Genomic DNA, 20,556 nt, shown 5'->3' on the forward strand with positions numbered 1-20,556 from the left:
TCACTGTCCCTGCTCTTGCAGAATTTGCTGCTGGTAGCGCGCGACCATGTCGGCCTGCGGCTCGGGCGCCGCGCTCAAACCCATCTGGTCATGGATCATCTGGTTGAGCGTTGGCAAGGTATTGCGCGCGATCTGTGCATCGGTCTGCCACAGGCGCGAGCGCATCAAGGCCTTGGCGCAGTGCAGATAGGCCTCGCGCACCTCCACCTCGATCACCAGCTTGGGCCGTTGGCGCTCGCCATCAAATACATCGATAAATCTGGCCTCATCGCGCAGCTTGGCAGTGCCGTTAACGCGCAGGGTCTCATCCACGCCGGGCAGCAAAAACAGCAGCGCGATGCGCGCATCGGTCAGCAGGTTGCTGAGCGAATCCAGCCGGTTGTTGCCACCGGCATCGGGCAGCAGCAGATGCTGCGCGCCCTGGCATTTGACAAAGCCGGGCGGCCCGCCCCGGGGCGAGGCATCGAGCATCTCGGCCGCTTGGCCGGCGGTGGCCACCACGCACAGCGGCGACAGCGCAATAAAGCGCTGGCAATGGGCATCGAGGTGGTTCAGCTGTTTGGCCAGCGCGCGCTCGGCCGGCTGGGCATAGAACGCACGCAGCTGCGCGGCAGATTCAATCATGCAGCCCCCGTGTCATCACTGGCTGCGCCGGCCGCCGCATAGACGGCCAGGTAAGCGTCCCAGGATGGATCGAAATCCACTTGAATGCGCGCCGGCAGTGCCAGCGCTTGCTGCTGCAGCAGTTGCTGGGCGGCGGCAGCGTCATCCACGTAATAGCAGGCCGTGCGCTCGTGCATGCCTTCGATGCGGGTGTACGCCAGGATGCCGGTTTCCATGCGCTCCAGCGCCGCCTGCAGGCCCTCTTGCGCATCGCGGATGCGGTCCAGGGTCTGGGCATCGTCAAAGGCGACGGTCCATTGCAGGCAATAGGGTAGATCGGCGCGCGTGGCCACCGCATTGGCCGACAGGCGCAGGCCCAGCAGATCGGGCACGGCATCGGCCGGTGCATCGCGCCGGCGTGCTTCCAACATCTTCCAGCGGTCGTCGTCAGCCGGCGGAAAGCGGTAGCTGCGCCCCAGCTGGTCGCGCAAAAAGGCATCGAAGACCGCAGGAAAGGCCGACAGCGGGCCGACCCCGGCAACATCGGGCGCAAAGCCATCGACCACCTCGACGGGGCCGACGCGCACCGCGAAATCCCATTCGCCCAAAGCATGGTCCAGCATGACAAAGGCCATGTGCTGGGCCAGCTCGCGCTGCTCGGCGGAGATGATCTTCGCGAACCCCAGCTCCAGCCCGACAATGCCGCCGGCATCGTAATGGGCGACCAGCACATCGGAGCAGGAGAGCTCCAGGCCCTCCATCGCCATGCTGAAATCACTGACCGGGCTGCGGTTGCGAAAGGCCTGCACCTTGTAGCCGGGCAGGCTGGGGGCGGCGCGCACCAACACCATCAGGTTCTCGAACTGGTCGACATTGCCGTGGGCACTGAACACCAGGCGCGAGAACAAGCTGCCATCGGACCGCTCCAACTCCAGCGCCAAATCGGGGGCAACGCGGGCCAGCATCTCATTGGCCTGCGCCACAAAGGCCTGGTTCGGCAACAGCGCCAGGTGCCGCTCTTGGTAGACCAGTTCCTGCCAGAAGGATTCAATATCCTGCGCCTGGAGTTGCCCCGGGCCTGGACCCACCGATTCGTTCGTCATAGTTTCTCCTCTTTCAGGATGACTAGACTACATGATTTCAATCGCCATGGCCGTAGCCTCACCTCCGCCAATGCACAGGGTGGCCATGCCCCGGCGCTTGCCACGGGCCTGCAGCGCATGCAGCAGGGTGACGATGATGCGCGCACCGCTGGCACCAATCGGGTGGCCCAGCGCGCAAGCGCCGCCGTTGACGTTGACGATGTCGTGCGACACCTTCATATCTGCCATCAGTGCCATCGGCACCACGGCAAAGGCCTCGTTGATTTCCCAGAGGTCCACGTCCTCCACCTTCCAGCCGGCTTTCTTCAGCGCCTTCTCGGTCGCACCGATGGGGGCGGTGGTGAACCACTCGGGCTCCTGCGCGTAGCTGGCGTGGGAGACGATCTTGGCCAGGGGCTTGCAACCCAGTTCCTTGGCGGTGGATTCACGCATCAGCACCAAGGCCGCAGCGCCATCGTTGATGCTGGAGCTGGAAGCGGCGGTGATGGTGCCGTCCTTCTTGAATGCGGGCTTGAGCGAGGGAATCTTGTCCAGGCGGGCCTTGGCCGGGCCTTCGTCCTCGGTCACGGTGATATCGCCCTTGCGGGTGGACACGGTCACCGGCGTGATCTCGGCCTTGAAGGCGCCCGATTGGGTAGCGGCTTGCGCGCGTTGCACGCTGGCGATGGCAAACTGGTCCTGCTGCTCGCGGCTGAACTGGTACTTGGCGGCACAGTCTTCGCCAAAGGTGCCCATGGAGCGGCCGGGCTCATACGCATCTTCCAGGCCGTCGAGCATCATGTGGTCGAAGATCTTGTCATGGCCCATGCGGTAGCCACCACGGCCCTTTTTGAGCAGGTAGGGGGCGTTGGTCATGCTCTCCATGCCACCGGCCACCATCACATCGCGGCTGCCGGCGACCAGCTGGTCATGGGCCAGCAAAGTGGCCTCCATACCGGCACCGCACATCTTCGACAGGGTCACGGCGCCGGTGCTCTTGGGCAGGCCGCCCTTGAACAAGGCCTGGCGCGCCGGGGCCTGGCCCTGGCCGGCCATCAGGCAGTTGCCAAACAGCACTTCTTCCACTTTTTCAGGGGCAACACCAGCGCGCTCCACCGCCGCCTTGATGGCAGCGCCCCCCAGGTCATTGGCCGAGAGCTCGGCAAAGTCGCCCATGAAAGCACCCATGGGGGTACGGGCTGCGCCGACGATTACGACGGGATCTTGCATCTGGTGTCTCCTGATTGAGTTCGGGTGTCGCGCGGCAAGCCTCTGCGGGCCCGCTCGCGCTGTAAAAAAAGGCAGCCCTGAACCAGGGATGCCTTGGGGGTTTAATCGCGCTTGCGGTCGGCCACGAGGGCTACCGCGCGTTGGTGGACTTCGGCCAATCCGCCGATGCCGGGCACGGTCATCTCCAGGTCGGTGATCAGCCCGTTCTTGAGGCTGTAGCACCAGCCATGCAAAGTCACCTTCTGGCCGCGCGTCCAGGCGTCCTGCAAGATGGTGGTCTGCGCCACATTCACCACCTGCTCGATGGCATTGAGCTCGCACAGCGCATCATGGCGGTGCTGGGGCGGCAGGCTTTGCAGCAGGGCCAAGTGCTTGTCGCGCACATCGCGCACGTGGCGGGTCCAGTTGTCCACCAGGCCCAGGCGCAGGCCTTCAAGCGCCGCCAGCACGCCGCCGCAGCCATAGTGACCGACGACCATCAGGTCTTCGATCTTGAGCTGGTCCACAGAGTACTGGATGGTGGACAGGCAGTTCAAATCGCTGGGCACCACCACATTGGCCACATTGCGGTGGACAAAAATCTCACCCGGCTCCAGGCCGGTGATCTGGTTGGCGGGCACGCGGCTGTCGGAACAACCGATCCACATGTACTTGGGGTGCTGCTGCGACATCAGGCCCGTGAAAAACCCGGGGCGGTCACGCTCCACCTGCTCTGCCCACAAGCGGTTGTGGTCAAACAGATCTTTGATGGAGGTCGTAGTCATAAAAGCTATCCTTTGTTGTAGGGCAATCAGGATGGCGCAGCGCAGCCGATCAGCAGGTCTCTGCGAACAGCTCACGCCCAATCAACATGCGGCGAATCTCGCTGGTGCCGGCGCCAATTTCATAGAGTTTCGCATCTCTCCACAGGCGGCCGAGTGGATATTCATTGATATACCCATTGCCACCGTAGATTTGTACGCCTTCGCCCGCCATCCAAGTGGCCTTCTCGGCGCACCACAGAATGACGCTGGCGCAGTCCTTGCGCACTTGGCGCACATGGTCGGTTCCGAGCAGATCGAGGTTTTTAGCGACCGTATAGGCAAAAGAGCGCCCTGCTTGCAGCACGGTGTACATATCGGCCACCTTGCCCTGGATGAGCTGGAACTCCCCAATGCTCTGGCCAAACTGCTTGCGGTCGTGGATGTACGGCACCACGTTGTCCATCACGCTTTGCATGATGCCCAGCGGGCCACCGGTCAGCACCGCGCGTTCATAGTCCAGCCCACTCATCAGCACCTTGGCGCCACCATTGAGCTGGCCCAATATATTCTCGGCCGGTACCTCGACGTTCTGGAACACCAGCTCACCGGTGTGGCTGCCGCGCATGCCCAGCTTGTCCAGCTTCTGCGCAACCGAGAAACCCGGCATGCCTTTTTCGATCAAGAACGCGGTCACGCCCCGTGCACCCATCTCCGGCTCGGTCTTGGCGTACACCACCAGGGTGTCGGCATCCGGCCCATTGGTGATCCACATCTTGTTGCCGTTGAGCAGGTAGTAGCCGCCCTTGTCCTCGGCCTTGAGCTTCATGCTGATGACGTCGGAGCCCGCGCCGGGCTCGCTCATCGCCAGTGCGCCCACATGCTCGCCACTGATCAGCTTGGGCAGGTATTTGGCCTTCTGGGCTTCATTGCCGTTGCGGTTGATCTGGTTCACGCAAAGGTTGCTATGTGCGCCATAGGACAGGCCCACCGATGCGCTGGCGCGGGATATCTCCTCCATCGCCACCATATGCGCCAAGTAACCCATATCGGCACCGCCGTACTGCTCGGACACAGTGATGCCCAGCACGCCCAGGTCGCCAAACTTGCGCCACTGGTCCATCGGGAACTGGTCATCGCGGTCAATCTCTGCCGCACGCGGGGCGATCTCGGCCTGCGCAAACTCGCGCACGGCATCACGCAAAGCGTCGATATCCTCACCCAACTGGAAATTCAGGCCTGGCAATCCGGACATGGTCTTGTCTCCTATCTATATGGCGCAGTAGATGCCGTCAGCTCGCACCAAGGCGGTGGAGCGGCATCGTTACGTTTACGTTCACGTCAACTATATATTATTTTTTTGACGGCTGCTTTGCGAGCAAAGCATGGGCTTCTTGCATATGTTCATCAATTTCTGCCAAGTTGGCCTGCAAATCTGCCAACTGCGTCAGCAGGCGCTGGCGGTGGGTGCCAAGCACCTCGATAAAGCGGCCCAGCTGCACACCGGTGTCGCGCGGCGACTCGTAGAGGTCGATGATCTCCTTGGCTTCCTGCAGAGTCAATCCTAGGCGCTTGGCCCGCAAGGTCAGGCGCAGGCGCGTACGCTCCTTGGCCGAGTACACACGCTGCTTGCCGCCAGCGCCGGTGCGCTCGGGGTGCAGCAGGCCCATGTCCTCATAAAAGCGGATGGCCCGGGTCGTCAGGTCAAACTCTGCCGCCAACTGCCCAATGGAATAGGTCGGTGTCATGGTCCCCAGGATGTCCTTGTCGTTCTGAATGGGCCATTATGCGGCATGGCAGGGCGCGAAGCGCGCAAAAGAAAAACCCCTCTACTCGGTTAGAGCAGAGGGGTTGATCAGTATAAAAGCCTGACGATGACCTACTTTCACACGGGAATCCGCACTATCATCGGCGCGAAGTCGTTTCACTGTCCTGTTCGGGATGGGAAGGAGTGGTACCAACTTGCTATGGTCATCAGGCATAACTTTTTGCTTCTTGGCGGCTTTGCGCTGATCGGTCGATCAGGGCATTGCTGCTTTCGAAGCGAATTCATAGAGTCTTATCAGCTAAATTTGATTGCGCTTTGGGCATAACTGCAGTTGCAGTGTTTCTTTGCATGGGCCCCATCTAAGGCGGGGCCAATCAAAGTTATAGGGTCAAGCCGCACGAGCAATTAGTATTGGTTAGCTTAACGCATTGCTGCGCTTCCACACCCAACCTATCAACGTCCTGGTCTAGAACGACTCTTCAGGGGGGTCAAGCCCCCGGCAGATCTCATCTTGGAACGAGTTTCCCGCTTAGATGCTTTCAGCGGTTATCTCTTCCACACATAGCTACTCGGCAATGCCACTGGCGTGACAACCGATACACCAGAGGTGTGTCCACTCCGGTCCTCTCGTACTAGGAGCAGGCTTCCTCAAATCTGCAGCGCCCACGGAAGATAGGGACCAAACTGTCTCACGACGTTTTAAACCCAGCTCACGTACCTCTTTAAATGGCGAACAGCCATACCCTTGGGACCGACTACAGCCCCAGGATGAGATGAGCCGACATCGAGGTGCCAAACACCGCCGTCGATATGAACTCTTGGGCGGTATCAGCCTGTTATCCCCAGAGTACCTTTTATCCGTTGAGCGATGGCCCTTCCATACAGAACCACCGGATCACTATGTCCTGCTTTCGCATCTGCTCGACTTGTCAGTCTCGCAGTTAAGCACGCTTATGCCATTGCACTATCGTCACGATGTCCGACCGTAACTAGCGTACCTTCGAACTCCTCCGTTACGCTTTGGGAGGAGACCGCCCCAGTCAAACTGCCTACCATGCACTGTCCCCGATCCAGATAATGGACCAAGGTTAGAACCTCAAACACACCAGGGTGGTATTTCAACGTTGGCTCCATGAGAACTAGCATCCTCACTTCAAAGCCTCCCACCTATCCTACACAGATCTGTTCAAAGTCCAATACAAAGCTACAGTAAAGGTTCATGGGGTCTTTCCGTCTTTCCGCGGGGAGATTGCATCATCACAAACATTTCAACTTCGCTGAGTCTCAGGAGGAGACAGTGTGGCCATCGTTACGCCATTCGTGCAGGTCGGAACTTACCCGACAAGGAATTTCGCTACCTTAGGACCGTTATAGTTACGGCCGCCGTTTACTGGGACTTCAATCAAGAGCTTGCACCCCATCATTTAATCTTCCAGCACCGGGCAGGCGTCACACCCTATACGTCCACTTTCGTGTTTGCAGAGTGCTGTGTTTTTATTAAACAGTCGCAGCCACCTATTCTTTGCAACCCCGTTTAGCTCCATTTGTTCAACTTCACTTACTGAGGGCACACCTTCTCCCGAAGTTACGGTGTCAATTTGCCGAGTTCCTTCTCCTGAGTTCTCTCAAGCGCCTTAGAATACTCATCTCGCGCACCAGTGTCGGTTTGCGGTACGGTCGTGTGTAGCTGAAGCTTAGTGGCTTTTCCTGGAAGCTGGGTATCACTCACTTCGTCTGCAAGCAGACCCGTTATCACCCCTCATCTTAGCCCGGCGGATTTGCCTACCAGGCATGACTACAGGCTTGAACCAACATATCCAACAGTTGGCTGAGCTAACCTTCTTCGTCCCCACATCGCACTACACATCGGTACGGGAATATTGACCCGTTTCCCATCAGTTACGCATCTCTGCCTCACCTTAGGGGCCGACTTACTCTACGCCGATGAACGTTGCGTAGAAAACCTTGCGCTTACGGCGAGGGGGCTTTTCACCCCCTTTAACGCTACTCATGTCAGCATTCGCACTTCTGATACCTCCAGCATCCGTCTCCAGACACCTTCACAGGCTTACAGAACGCTCTCCTACCACGCACAGTAAACTGTGCATCCGCAGCTTCGGTAACTGGCTTAGCCCCGTTACATCTTCCGCGCAGGACGACTCGATCAGTGAGCTATTACGCTTTCTTTAAATGATGGCTGCTTCTAAGCCAACATCCTGACTGTTTTAGCCTTCCCACTTCGTTTCCCACTTAGCCCGTTTTAGGGACCTTAGCTGGCGGTCTGGGTTGTTTCCCTCTTGAGTCCGGACGTTAGCACCCGGTGCTCTGTCTCCCAAGCTGTACTCTGCGGTATTCGGAGTTTGCATAGGTTTGGTAAGTCGCCATGACCCCCTAGCCTAAACAGTGCTCTACCCCCGCAGGTAATACTTGAGGCACTACCTAAATAGTTTTCGGAGAGAACCAGCTATTTCCAAGTTTGTTTAGCCTTTCACCCCTATCCACAGCTCATCCCCTAGTTTTGCAACACTAGTGGGTTCGGACCTCCAGTACCTGTTACGGCACCTTCATCCTGGCCATGGATAGATCACTTGGTTTCGGGTCTACACCCAGCGACTTGTCGCCCTATTCGGACTCGATTTCTCTACGCCTTCCCTATTCGGTTAAGCTTGCCACTGAATGTAAGTCGCTGACCCATTATACAAAAGGTACGCAGTCACCCCTGGGGGCTCCTACTTTTTGTAAGCATGCGGTTTCAGGATCTATTTCACTCCCCTCCCGGGGTTCTTTTCGCCTTTCCCTCACGGTACTTGTTCACTATCGGTCGATGATGAGTATTTAGCCTTGGAGGATGGTCCCCCCATATTCAGACAGGGTTTCTCGTGCCCCGCCCTACTTGTCTCTAGCTTAGTACCACCACTGCGTTTTCACATACGGGGCTATCACCCACTATGGCCGGACTTTCCATTCCGTTTTGTTAACACAATGACTATCTCTAGACGGCTCTTCCGAATTCGCTCGCCACTACTATCGGAATCTCAGTTGATGTCTTTTCCTCTGGGTACTTAGATGTTTCAGTTCTCCAGGTTCGCTTCGACAACCTATGTATTCAGTTGCCGATACCTATTGCTAGGTGGGTTCCCCCATTCAGAAATCTCCGGATCAAAGTTTATTTGCCAACTCCCCGAAGCTTATCGCAGGCTATCACGTCTTTCGTCGCCTATCATCGCCAAGGCATCCACCACATGCTCTTAGTCACTTGACCCTATAACTTTGACATCTATCTCTAGATCTCAAGCAAAGAACCCAAGCAACTGCTTTGCGAGGTCTCTCACCTCGCGCGTTATGCCGTAAATTGAATATCTATCTTGCCAACCTATTGCTAAGTCAGCAGGCTTGTAGAATATTCGTCATTACTGAATAAAAATTGCTCACGCAAAGTTTCATTCGTTTTGACGCAATCAAATTGTTGCTGGTGGCACGGTCTGCACTAAACCTTTACGAATGTGCAGTTTCCACCAGCAACGCTGATTTTCGACTCTATGAATTTTTAAAGAACAGCCGTGTTGTGCGATCTATATCGCTCAACAACAAAGCAGTCTGTCTCCAAACTGCTTTGGTGTTGATGACCCTAAAGGTCAATCTGATAAGTTATCTATTACAAGTGTTGGTGGAGGATGACGGGATCGAACCGACGACCCCCTGCTTGCAAAGCAGGTGCTCTCCCAGCTGAGCTAATCCCCCTGATTGCCTATAGCTTGCTCTAGTCAATCAGCATCTAGCTAATCAACCAAAGCGGCATAAGCTCAACTTCTAATCCGTCGGAACCGTAATGGTGGGTCTAGTTGGGCTCGAACCAACGACCCCTGCGTTATCAACACAGTGCTCTAACCAGCTGAGCTACAGACCCATTCCAACGCCTTGCAGCTGCTGCGTCCTAACAGACACAGTCTCTACAAAGCCTTGGCTTGTGTTCCAACAACCGATAAGTGTGGGCGTTCAATTTTGATTGCTAAGTTTCCAGAAAGGAGGTGATCCAGCCGCACCTTCCGATACGGCTACCTTGTTACGACTTCACCCCAGTCACGAACCCCGCCGTGGTAAGCGCCCTCCTTGCGGTTAGGCTACCTACTTCTGGCGAGACCCGCTCCCATGGTGTGACGGGCGGTGTGTACAAGACCCGGGAACGTATTCACCGTGACATTCTGATCCACGATTACTAGCGATTCCGACTTCACGCAGTCGAGTTGCAGACTGCGATCCGGACTACGACTGGCTTTATGGGATTAGCTCCCCCTCGCGGGTTGGCAACCCTTTGTACCAGCCATTGTATGACGTGTGTAGCCCCACCTATAAGGGCCATGAGGACTTGACGTCATCCCCACCTTCCTCCGGTTTGTCACCGGCAGTCCCATTAGAGTGCCCAACTAAATGTAGCAACTAATGGCAAGGGTTGCGCTCGTTGCGGGACTTAACCCAACATCTCACGACACGAGCTGACGACAGCCATGCAGCACCTGTGTTACGGTTCTCTTTCGAGCACATGTCCATCTCTGGTCACTTCCGTACATGTCAAAGGTGGGTAAGGTTTTTCGCGTTGCATCGAATTAAACCACATCATCCACCGCTTGTGCGGGTCCCCGTCAATTCCTTTGAGTTTCAACCTTGCGGCCGTACTCCCCAGGCGGTCAACTTCACGCGTTAGCTTCGTTACTGAGAAAGTTAATTCCCAACAACCAGTTGACATCGTTTAGGGCGTGGACTACCAGGGTATCTAATCCTGTTTGCTCCCCACGCTTTCGTGCATGAGCGTCAGTACAGGTCCAGGGGATTGCCTTCGCCATCGGTGTTCCTCCGCATATCTACGCATTTCACTGCTACACGCGGAATTCCATCCCCCTCTACCGTACTCTAGCTATGCAGTCACAAAGGCAGTTCCCAGGTTGAGCCCGGGGATTTCACCTCTGTCTTACATAACCGCCTGCGCACGCTTTACGCCCAGTAATTCCGATTAACGCTTGCACCCTACGTATTACCGCGGCTGCTGGCACGTAGTTAGCCGGTGCTTATTCTTACGGTACCGTCATGGACCCTCTTTATTAGAAAGAGTCTTTTCGTTCCGTACAAAAGTAGTTTACAACCCGAGGGCCTTCATCCTACACGCGGCATTGCTGGATCAGGCTTTCGCCCATTGTCCAAAATTCCCCACTGCTGCCTCCCGTAGGAGTCTGGACCGTGTCTCAGTTCCAGTGTGGCTGGTCGTCCTCTCAGACCAGCTACAGATCGTCGGCTTGGTAAGCTTTTATCCCACCAACTACCTAATCTGCCATCAGCCGCTCTAGTAGCACAAGGTCTTGCGATCCCCTGCTTTCATCCTTAGATCTCATGCGGTATTAGCTACTCTTTCGAGTAGTTATCCCCCACTACTAGGCACGTTCCGATGTATTACTCACCCGTTCGCCACTCGTCAGCATCCGAAGACCTGTTACCGTTCGACTTGCATGTGTAAAGCATGCCGCCAGCGTTCAATCTGAGCCAGGATCAAACTCTATAGTTCGATCTTGAATTTAAAGTCTCTCGACTACTCACTCACTTGACGGAATAAAAAAGATCCTAAGATCTTACTCATTACTGTTTTTGTGAGCGCTTGTTTTGCTCCGAAGAACATATGGCAATCGCCACCAAACGCCCACGCTTATCGGCTGTTAATTTTTAAAGACCTAACCTGCAAGCCTTAGCTTCCAGATCCACCCCGCTGCAATCAGCGAAGCCTTGTATTGTAGCACAGCTTTTGCTGCACTTAAAACGTTTTCACGCTTTCTTCTCAACTCTTGCTAGCACCAGATCTACATCCAGTTGTTGCCTAGCAGCTCGCCGATCCTTGGACCTAGCGCGCTACTCTTTTAAGAGCAGAGAAGAAAACGTCCAGCTAGTTGCTGGACGTTTTCAGTATAAAAGCCTGACGATGACCTACTTTCACACGGGAATCCGCACTATCATCGGCGCGAAGTCGTTTCACTGTCCTGTTCGGGATGGGAAGGAGTGGTACCAACTTGCTATGGTCATCAGGCATAACTTTTTGCTTCTTGGCGGCTTTGCGCTGATCGGTCGATCAGGGCATTGCTGCTTTCGAAGCGAATTCATAGAGTCTTATCAGCTAAATTTGATTGCGCTTTGGGCATAACTGCAGTTGCAGTGTTTCTTTGCATGGGCCCCATCTAAGGCGGGGCCAATCAAAGTTATAGGGTCAAGCCGCACGAGCAATTAGTATTGGTTAGCTTAACGCATTGCTGCGCTTCCACACCCAACCTATCAACGTCCTGGTCTAGAACGACTCTTCAGGGGGGTCAAGCCCCCGGCAGATCTCATCTTGGAACGAGTTTCCCGCTTAGATGCTTTCAGCGGTTATCTCTTCCACACATAGCTACTCGGCAATGCCACTGGCGTGACAACCGATACACCAGAGGTGTGTCCACTCCGGTCCTCTCGTACTAGGAGCAGGCTTCCTCAAATCTGCAGCGCCCACGGAAGATAGGGACCAAACTGTCTCACGACGTTTTAAACCCAGCTCACGTACCTCTTTAAATGGCGAACAGCCATACCCTTGGGACCGACTACAGCCCCAGGATGAGATGAGCCGACATCGAGGTGCCAAACACCGCCGTCGATATGAACTCTTGGGCGGTATCAGCCTGTTATCCCCAGAGTACCTTTTATCCGTTGAGCGATGGCCCTTCCATACAGAACCACCGGATCACTATGTCCTGCTTTCGCATCTGCTCGACTTGTCAGTCTCGCAGTTAAGCACGCTTATGCCATTGCACTATCGTCACGATGTCCGACCGTAACTAGCGTACCTTCGAACTCCTCCGTTACGCTTTGGGAGGAGACCGCCCCAGTCAAACTGCCTACCATGCACTGTCCCCGATCCAGATAATGGACCAAGGTTAGAACCTCAAACACACCAGGGTGGTATTTCAACGTTGGCTCCATGAGAACTAGCATCCTCACTTCAAAGCCTCCCACCTATCCTACACAGATCTGTTCAAAGTCCAATACAAAGCTACAGTAAAGGTTCATGGGGTCTTTCCGTCTTTCCGCGGGGAGATTGCATCATCACAAACATTTCAACTTCGCTGAGTCTCAGGAGGAGACAGTGTGGCCATCGTTACGCCATTCGTGCAGGTCGGAACTTACCCGACAAGGAATTTCGCTACCTTAGGACCGTTATAGTTACGGCCGCCGTTTACTGGGACTTCAATCAAGAGCTTGCACCCCATCATTTAATCTTCCAGCACCGGGCAGGCGTCACACCCTATACGTCCACTTTCGTGTTTGCAGAGTGCTGTGTTTTTATTAAACAGTCGCAGCCACCTATTCTTTGCAACCCCGTTTAGCTCCATTTGTTCAACTTCACTTACTGAGGGCACACCTTCTCCCGAAGTTACGGTGTCAATTTGCCGAGTTCCTTCTCCTGAGTTCTCTCAAGCGCCTTAGAATACTCATCTCGCGCACCAGTGTCGGTTTGCGGTACGGTCGTGTGTAGCTGAAGCTTAGTGGCTTTTCCTGGAAGCTGGGTATCACTCACTTCGTCTGCAAGCAGACCCGTTATCACCCCTCATCTTAGCCCGGCGGATTTGCCTACCAGGCATGACTACAGGCTTGAACCAACATATCCAACAGTTGGCTGAGCTAACCTTCTTCGTCCCCACATCGCACTACACATCGGTACGGGAATATTGACCCGTTTCCCATCAGTTACGCATCTCTGCCTCACCTTAGGGGCCGACTTACTCTACGCCGATGAACGTTGCGTAGAAAACCTTGCGCTTACGGCGAGGGGGCTTTTCACCCCCTTTAACGCTACTCATGTCAGCATTCGCACTTCTGATACCTCCAGCATCCGTCTCCAGACACCTTCACAGGCTTACAGAACGCTCTCCTACCACGCACAGTAAACTGTGCATCCGCAGCTTCGGTAACTGGCTTAGCCCCGTTACATCTTCCGCGCAGGACGACTCGATCAGTGAGCTATTACGCTTTCTTTAAATGATGGCTGCTTCTAAGCCAACATCCTGACTGTTTTAGCCTTCCCACTTCGTTTCCCACTTAGCCCGTTTTAGGGACCTTAGCTGGCGGTCTGGGTTGTTTCCCTCTTGAGTCCGGACGTTAGCACCCGGTGCTCTGTCTCCCAAGCTGTACTCTGCGGTATTCGGAGTTTGCATAGGTTTGGTAAGTCGCCATGACCCCCTAGCCTAAACAGTGCTCTACCCCCGCAGGTAATACTTGAGGCACTACCTAAATAGTTTTCGGAGAGAACCAGCTATTTCCAAGTTTGTTTAGCCTTTCACCCCTATCCACAGCTCATCCCCTAGTTTTGCAACACTAGTGGGTTCGGACCTCCAGTACCTGTTACGGCACCTTCATCCTGGCCATGGATAGATCACTTGGTTTCGGGTCTACACCCAGCGACTTGTCGCCCTATTCGGACTCGATTTCTCTACGCCTTCCCTATTCGGTTAAGCTTGCCACTGAATGTAAGTCGCTGACCCATTATACAAAAGGTACGCAGTCACCCCTGGGGGCTCCTACTTTTTGTAAGCATGCGGTTTCAGGATCTATTTCACTCCCCTCCCGGGGTTCTTTTCGCCTTTCCCTCACGGTACTTGTTCACTATCGGTCGATGATGAGTATTTAGCCTTGGAGGATGGTCCCCCCATATTCAGACAGGGTTTCTCGTGCCCCGCCCTACTTGTCTCTAGCTTAGTACCACCACTGCGTTTTCACATACGGGGCTATCACCCACTATGGCCGGACTTTCCATTCCGTTTTGTTAACACAATGACTATCTCTAGACGGCTCTTCCGAATTCGCTCGCCACTACTATCGGAATCTCAGTTGATGTCTTTTCCTCTGGGTACTTAGATGTTTCAGTTCTCCAGGTTCGCTTCGACAACCTATGTATTCAGTTGCCGATACCTATTGCTAGGTGGGTTCCCCCATTCAGAAATCTCCGGATCAAAGTTTATTTGCCAACTCCCCGAAGCTTATCGCAGGCTATCACGTCTTTCGTCGCCTATCATCGCCAAGGCATCCACCACATGCTCTTAGTCACTTGACCCTATAACTTTGACATCTATCTCTAGATCTCAAGCAAAGAACCCAAGCAACTGCTTTGCGAGGTCTCTCACCTCGCGCGTTATGCCGTAAATTGAATATCTATCTTGCCAACCTATTGCTAAGTCAGCAGGCTTGTAGAATATTCGTCATTACTGAATAAAAATTGCTCACGCAAAGTTTCATTCGTTTTGACGCAATCAAATTGTTGCTGGTGGCACGGTCTGCACTAAACCTTTACGAATGTGCAGTTTCCACCAGCAACGCTGATTTTCGACTCTATGAATTTTTAAAGAACAGCCGTTTGATCCGGGAATCCGGAATCAACAACAAAACAGTCTCTTGCGAAACCGCTTTGGTGTTGAATGATAAGTTATCAGTAAAAGTATTGGTGGAGGATGACGGGATCGAACCGACGACCCCCTGCTTGCAAAGCAGGTGCTCTCCCAGCTGAGCTAATCCCCCTTTGATCATCTATAACCTGCGCATTGCGCGGCTTTAGTCAATCAATATGCCACCTGTTGGAAGTAATGGTGGGTCTAGTTGGGCTCGAACCAACGACCCCTGCGTTATCAACACAGTGCTCTAACCAGCTGAGCTACAGACCCATTCCAACGCCTTGCAGCTACTGCGTCTTGTGCGACTCAGTCTCTACACAGCCTTGGCTTGTGTTCCAACAACCGATAAGTGTGGGCGTTCAATCTTGATTGCTTAGTTTCCAGAAAGGAGGTGATCCAGCCGCACCTTCCGATACGGCTACCTTGTTACGACTTCACCCCAGTCACGAACCCCGCCGTGGTAAGCGCCCTCCTTGCGGTTAGGCTACCTACTTCTGGCGAGACCCGCTCCCATGGTGTGACGGGCGGTGTGTACAAGACCCGGGAACGTATTCACCGTGACATTCTGATCCACGATTACTAGCGATTCCGACTTCACGCAGTCGAGTTGCAGACTGCGATCCGGACTACGACTGGCTTTATGGGATTAGCTCCCCCTCGCGGGTTGGCAACCCTTTGTACCAGCCATTGTATGACGTGTGTAGCCCCACCTATAAGGGCCATGAGGACTTGACGTCATCCCCACCTTCCTCCGGTTTGTCACCGGCAGTCCCATTAGAGTGCCCAACTAAATGTAGCAACTAATGGCAAGGGTTGCGCTCGTTGCGGGACTTAACCCAACATCTCACGACACGAGCTGACGACAGCCATGCAGCACCTGTGTTACGGTTCTCTTTCGAGCACATGTCCATCTCTGGTCACTTCCGTACATGTCAAAGGTGGGTAAGGTTTTTCGCGTTGCATCGAATTAAACCACATCATCCACCGCTTGTGCGGGTCCCCGTCAATTCCTTTGAGTTTCAACCTTGCGGCCGTACTCCCCAGGCGGTCAACTTCACGCGTTAGCTTCGTTACTGAGAAAGTTAATTCCCAACAACCAGTTGACATCGTTTAGGGCGTGGACTACCAGGGTATCTAATCCTGTTTGCTCCCCACGCTTTCGTGCATGAGCGTCAGTACAGGTCCAGGGGATTGCCTTCGCCATCGGTGTTCCTCCGCATATCTACGCATTTCACTGCTACACGCGGAATTCCATCCCCCTCTACCGTACTCTAGCTATGCAGTCACAAAGGCAGTTCCCAGGTTGAGCCCGGGGATTTCACCTCTGTCTTACATAACCGCCTGCGCACGCTTTACGCCCAGTAATTCCGATTAACGCTTGCACCCTACGTATTACCGCGGCTGCTGGCACGTAGTTAGCCGGTGCTTATTCTTACGGTACCGTCATGGACCCTCTTTATTAGAAAGAGTCTTTTCGTTCCGTACAAAAGTAGTTTACAACCCGAGGGCCTTCATCCTACACGCGGCATTGCTGGATCAGGCTTTCGCCCATTGTCCAAAATTCCCCACTGCTGCCTCCCGTAGGAGTCTGGACCGTGTCTCAGTTCCAGTGTGGCTGGTCGTCCTCTCAGACCAGCTACAGATCGTCGGCTTGGTAAGCTTTTATCCCACCAACTACCTAATCTGCCATCAGCCGCTCTAGTAGCACAAGGTCTTGCGATCCCCTGCTTTCATCCTTAGATCTCATGCGGTATTAGCTACTCTTTCGAGTAGTTATCCCCCACTACTAGGCACGTTCCGATGTATTACTCACCCGTTCGCCACTCGTCAGCATCCGAAGACCTGTTACCGTTCGACTTGCATGTGTAAAGCATGCCGCCAGCGTTCAATCTGAGCCAGGATCAAACTCTATAGTTCGATCTTGAATTTAAAGTCTCTCGACTACTCACTCACTTGACGGAATAAAAAAGATCCTAAGATCTTACTCATTACTGTTTTTGTGAGCGCTTGTTTTGCTCCGAAGAACATATGGCAATCGCCACCAAACGCCCACGCTTATCGGCTGTTAATTTTTAAAGACCTAACCTGCAAGCCTTAGCTTCCAGATCCACCCCGCTGCAATCAGCGAAGCCTTGTATTGTAGCACAGCTTTTGCTGCACTTAAAACGTTTTCACGCTTTCTTCTCAACTCTTGCTAGCACCAGATCTACATCCAGTTGTTGCCTAGCAGCTCGCCGATCCTTGGACCTAGCGCGCTACTCTTTTAAGAGCAGAGAAGAAAACGTCCAGCTAGTTGCTGGACGTTTTCAGTATAAAAGCCTGACGATGACCTACTTTCACACGGGAATCCGCACTATCATCGGCGCGAAGTCGTTTCACTGTCCTGTTCGGGATGGGAAGGAGTGGTACCAACTTGCTATGGTCATCAGGCATAACTTTTTGCTTCTTGGCGGCTTTGCGCTGATCGGTCGATCAGGGCATTGCTGCTTTCGAAGCGAATTCATAGAGTCTTATCAGCTAAATTTGATTGCGCTTTGGGCATAACTGCAGTTGCAGTGTTTCTTTGCATGGGCCCCATCTAAGGCGGGGCCAATCAAAGTTATAGGGTCAAGCCGCACGAGCAATTAGTATTGGTTAGCTTAACGCATTGCTGCGCTTCCACACCCAACCTATCAACGTCCTGGTCTAGAACGACTCTTCAGGGGGGTCAAGCCCCCGGCAGATCTCATCTTGGAACGAGTTTCCCGCTTAGATGCTTTCAGCGGTTATCTCTTCCACACATAGCTACTCGGCAATGCCACTGGCGTGACAACCGATACACCAGAGGTGTGTCCACTCCGGTCCTCTCGTACTAGGAGCAGGCTTCCTCAAATCTGCAGCGCCCACGGAAGATAGGGACCAAACTGTCTCACGACGTTTTAAACCCAGCTCACGTACCTCTTTAAATGGCGAACAGCCATACCCTTGGGACCGACTACAGCCCCAGGATGAGATGAGCCGACATCGAGGTGCCAAACACCGCCGTCGATATGAACTCTTGGGCGGTATCAGCCTGTTATCCCCAGAGTACCTTTTATCCGTTGAGCGATGGCCCTTCCATACAGAACCACCGGATCACTATGTCCTGCTTTCGCATCTGCTCGACTTGTCAGTCTCGCAGTTAAGCACGCTTATGCCATTGCACTATCGTCACGATGTCCGACCGTAACTAGCGTACCTTCGAACTCCTCCGTTACGCTTTGGGAGGAGACCGCCCCAGTCAAACTGCCTACCATGCACTGTCCCCGATCCAGATAATGGACCAAGGTTAGAACCTCAAACACACCAGGGTGGTATTTCAACGTTGGCTCCATGAGAACTAGCATCCTCACTTCAAAGCCTCCCACCTATCCTACACAGATCTGTTCAAAGTCCAATACAAAGCTACAGTAAAGGTTCATGGGGTCTTTCCGTCTTTCCGCGGGGAGATTGCATCATCACAAACATTTCAACTTCGCTGAGTCTCAGGAGGAGACAGTGTGGCCATCGTTACGCCATTCGTGCAGGTCGGAACTTACCCGACAAGGAATTTCGCTACCTTAGGACCGTTATAGTTACGGCCGCCGTTTACTGGGACTTCAATCAAGAGCTTGCACCCCATCATTTAATCTTCCAGCACCGGGCAGGCGTCACACCCTATACGTCCACTTTCGTGTTTGCAGAGTGCTGTGTTTTTATTAAACAGTCGCAGCCACCTATTCTTTGCAACCCCGTTTAGCTCCATTTGTTCAACTTCACTTACTGAGGGCACACCTTCTCCCGAAGTTACGGTGTCAATTTGCCGAGTTCCTTCTCCTGAGTTCTCTCAAGCGCCTTAGAATACTCATCTCGCGCACCAGTGTCGGTTTGCGGTACGGTCGTGTGTAGCTGAAGCTTAGTGGCTTTTCCTGGAAGCTGGGTATCACTCACTTCGTCTGCAAGCAGACCCGTTATCACCCCTCATCTTAGCCCGGCGGATTTGCCTACCAGGCATGACTACAGGCTTGAACCAACATATCCAACAGTTGGCTGAGCTAACCTTCTTCGTCCCCACATCGCACTACACATCGGTACGGGAATATTGACCCGTTTCCCATCAGTTACGCATCTCTGCCTCACCTTAGGGGCCGACTTACTCTACGCCGATGAACGTTGCGTAGAAAACCTTGCGCTTACGGCGAGGGGGCTTTTCACCCCCTTTAACGCTACTCATGTCAGCATTCGCACTTCTGATACCTCCAGCATCCGTCTCCAGACACCTTCACAGGCTTACAGAACGCTCTCCTACCACGCACAGTAAACTGTGCATCCGCAGCTTCGGTAACTGGCTTAGCCCCGTTACATCTTCCGCGCAGGACGACTCGATCAGTGAGCTATTACGCTTTCTTTAAATGATGGCTGCTTCTAAGCCAACATCCTGACTGTTTTAGCCTTCCCACTTCGTTTCCCACTTAGCCCGTTTTAGGGACCTTAGCTGGCGGTCTGGGTTGTTTCCCTCTTGAGTCCGGACGTTAGCACCCGGTGCTCTGTCTCCCAAGCTGTACTCTGCGGTATTCGGAGTTTGCATAGGTTTGGTAAGTCGCCATGACCCCCTAGCCTAAACAGTGCTCTACCCCCGCAGGTAATACTTGAGGCACTACCTAAATAGTTTTCGGAGAGAACCAGCTATTTCCAAGTTTGTTTAGCCTTTCACCCCTATCCACAGCTCATCCCCTAGTTTTGCAACACTAGTGGGTTCGGACCTCCAGTACCTGTTACGGCACCTTCATCCTGGCCATGGATAGATCACTTGGTTTCGGGTCTACACCCAGCGACTTGTCGCCCTATTCGGACTCGATTTCTCTACGCCTTCCCTATTCGGTTAAGCTTGCCACTGAATGTAAGTCGCTGACCCATTATACAAAAGGTACGCAGTCACCCCTGGGGGCTCCTACTTTTTGTAAGCATGCGGTTTCAGGATCTATTTCACTCCCCTCCCGGGGTTCTTTTCGCCTTTCCCTCACGGTACTTGTTCACTATCGGTCGATGATGAGTATTTAGCCTTGGAGGATGGTCCCCCCATATTCAGACAGGGTTTCTCGTGCCCCGCCCTACTTGTCTCTAGCTTAGTACCACCACTGCGTTTTCACATACGGGGCTATCACCCACTATGGCCGGACTTTCCATTCCGTTTTGTTAACACAATGACTATCTCTAGACGGCTCTTCCGAATTCGCTCGCCACTACTATCGGAATCTCAGTTGATGTCTTTTCCTCTGGGTACTTAGATGTTTCAGTTCTCCAGGTTCGCTTCGACAACCTATGTATTCAGTTGCCGATACCTATTGCTAGGTGGGTTCCCCCATTCAGAAATCTCCGGATCAAAGTTTATTTGCCAACTCCCCGAAGCTTATCGCAGGCTATCACGTCTTTCGTCGCCTATCATCGCCAAGGCATCCACCACATGCTCTTAGTCACTTGACCCTATAACTTTGACATCTATCTCTAGATCTCAAGCAAAGAACCCAAGCAACTGCTTTGCGAGGTCTCTCACCTCGCGCGTTATGCCGTAAATTGAATATCTATCTTGCCAACCTATTGCTAAGTCAGCAGGCTTGTAGAATATTCGTCATTACTGAATAAAAATTGCTCACGCAAAGTTTCATTCGTTTTGACGCAATCAA

Annotated in this window: 6 protein-coding genes, 4 tRNA genes and 8 rRNA genes; all 18 read right to left on the bottom strand. The window is 53.7% G+C overall.

Translation table 11 applies throughout. The annotated features are described in order from the left end of the window. On the bottom strand, nt 1-624 hold the full coding sequence (locus HS961_RS23425; RefSeq protein ID WP_182325791.1) for an MSMEG_1061 family FMN-dependent PPOX-type flavoprotein: 624 nt from the start codon (nt 622-624) through the stop codon (nt 1-3). Next, on the bottom strand, nt 621-1,706 hold the full coding sequence (locus HS961_RS23430; RefSeq protein WP_182325792.1) for a hypothetical protein: 1,086 nt from the start codon (nt 1,704-1,706) through the stop codon (nt 621-623). Before HS961_RS23430 ends, HS961_RS23425 begins: the two co-directional genes overlap by 4 nt. Before the next feature lie 27 nt (nt 1,707-1,733). Next, nucleotides 1,734-2,915, bottom strand: a complete 1,182-nt coding sequence (locus tag HS961_RS23435) for an acetyl-CoA C-acyltransferase (protein WP_182325793.1) — start codon at nt 2,913-2,915, stop codon at nt 1,734-1,736. A 101-nt stretch (nt 2,916-3,016) separates the two neighbouring features. Then, entirely contained in the window at nt 3,017-3,679 is a 663-nt protein-coding gene (gene can / locus HS961_RS23440; RefSeq protein WP_182325794.1) for a carbonate dehydratase, read from the bottom strand. Nucleotides 3,680-3,728: 49 nt separating this feature from the next. Further along, nucleotides 3,729-4,910, bottom strand: a complete 1,182-nt coding sequence (locus HS961_RS23445) for an isovaleryl-CoA dehydrogenase (protein WP_182325795.1) — start codon at nt 4,908-4,910, stop codon at nt 3,729-3,731. Nucleotides 4,911-5,007: 97 nt separating this feature from the next. Further along, nucleotides 5,008-5,403, bottom strand: a complete 396-nt coding sequence (locus HS961_RS23450) for a MerR family transcriptional regulator (protein WP_182325796.1) — start codon at nt 5,401-5,403, stop codon at nt 5,008-5,010. Between the two features lie 118 nt (nt 5,404-5,521). After that, nucleotides 5,522-5,634, bottom strand: a 5S ribosomal RNA gene (gene rrf / locus HS961_RS23455). A gap of 173 nt (nt 5,635-5,807) precedes the next feature. Further along, nucleotides 5,808-8,685: ribosomal RNA gene (locus HS961_RS23460) — 23S ribosomal RNA — on the bottom strand. A 403-nt stretch (nt 8,686-9,088) separates the two neighbouring features. After that, nucleotides 9,089-9,164 (bottom strand) — tRNA-Ala (locus HS961_RS23465). An 89-nt stretch (nt 9,165-9,253) separates the two neighbouring features. Next, nucleotides 9,254-9,330, bottom strand: a tRNA-Ile gene (locus tag HS961_RS23470). Between the two features lie 114 nt (nt 9,331-9,444). Next, a 16S ribosomal RNA gene (locus tag HS961_RS23475) occupies nt 9,445-10,977 on the bottom strand. A 400-nt stretch (nt 10,978-11,377) separates the two neighbouring features. Beyond that, a 5S ribosomal RNA gene (rrf, locus tag HS961_RS23480) occupies nt 11,378-11,490 on the bottom strand. Nucleotides 11,491-11,663: 173 nt separating this feature from the next. After that, nucleotides 11,664-14,541: ribosomal RNA gene (locus HS961_RS23485) — 23S ribosomal RNA — on the bottom strand. 385 nt (nt 14,542-14,926) lie between these two features. Continuing rightward, a tRNA-Ala gene (locus tag HS961_RS23490) sits at nt 14,927-15,002 on the bottom strand. A gap of 66 nt (nt 15,003-15,068) precedes the next feature. Next, nucleotides 15,069-15,145 (bottom strand) — tRNA-Ile (locus HS961_RS23495). A 114-nt stretch (nt 15,146-15,259) separates the two neighbouring features. Beyond that, a 16S ribosomal RNA gene (locus tag HS961_RS23500) occupies nt 15,260-16,792 on the bottom strand. A 400-nt stretch (nt 16,793-17,192) separates the two neighbouring features. Next, nucleotides 17,193-17,305, bottom strand: a 5S ribosomal RNA gene (rrf, locus tag HS961_RS23505). A gap of 173 nt (nt 17,306-17,478) precedes the next feature. After that, nucleotides 17,479-20,356, bottom strand: a 23S ribosomal RNA gene (locus HS961_RS23510). Together the 16S, 23S and 5S rRNA genes with 4 tRNA genes alongside form the textbook arrangement of a ribosomal RNA operon. Nucleotides 20,357-20,556 lie beyond the last annotated feature (200 nt).

This window comes from Comamonas piscis (genome assembly GCF_014109725.1).
GTDB classification, from domain to species: domain Bacteria; phylum Pseudomonadota; class Gammaproteobacteria; order Burkholderiales; family Burkholderiaceae_C; genus Comamonas; species Comamonas piscis.

What these genes read in the sequence shown, in the direction of transcription:
- HS961_RS23450 (WP_182325796.1), bottom strand. Translation starts at nt 5,403, where the DNA reads ATGACACCGACCTATTCCATTGGGCAGTTGGCGGCAGAGTTTGACCTG.
- can (WP_182325794.1), bottom strand. Translation starts at nt 3,679, where the DNA reads ATGACTACGACCTCCATCAAAGATCTGTTTGACCACAACCGCTTGTGG.
- HS961_RS23425 (WP_182325791.1), bottom strand. Translation starts at nt 624, where the DNA reads ATGATTGAATCTGCCGCGCAGCTGCGTGCGTTCTATGCCCAGCCGGCC.
- HS961_RS23435 (WP_182325793.1), bottom strand. Translation starts at nt 2,915, where the DNA reads ATGCAAGATCCCGTCGTAATCGTCGGCGCAGCCCGTACCCCCATGGGT.
- HS961_RS23430 (WP_182325792.1), bottom strand. Translation starts at nt 1,706, where the DNA reads ATGACGAACGAATCGGTGGGTCCAGGCCCGGGGCAACTCCAGGCGCAG.
- HS961_RS23445 (WP_182325795.1), bottom strand. Translation starts at nt 4,910, where the DNA reads ATGTCCGGATTGCCAGGCCTGAATTTCCAGTTGGGTGAGGATATCGAC.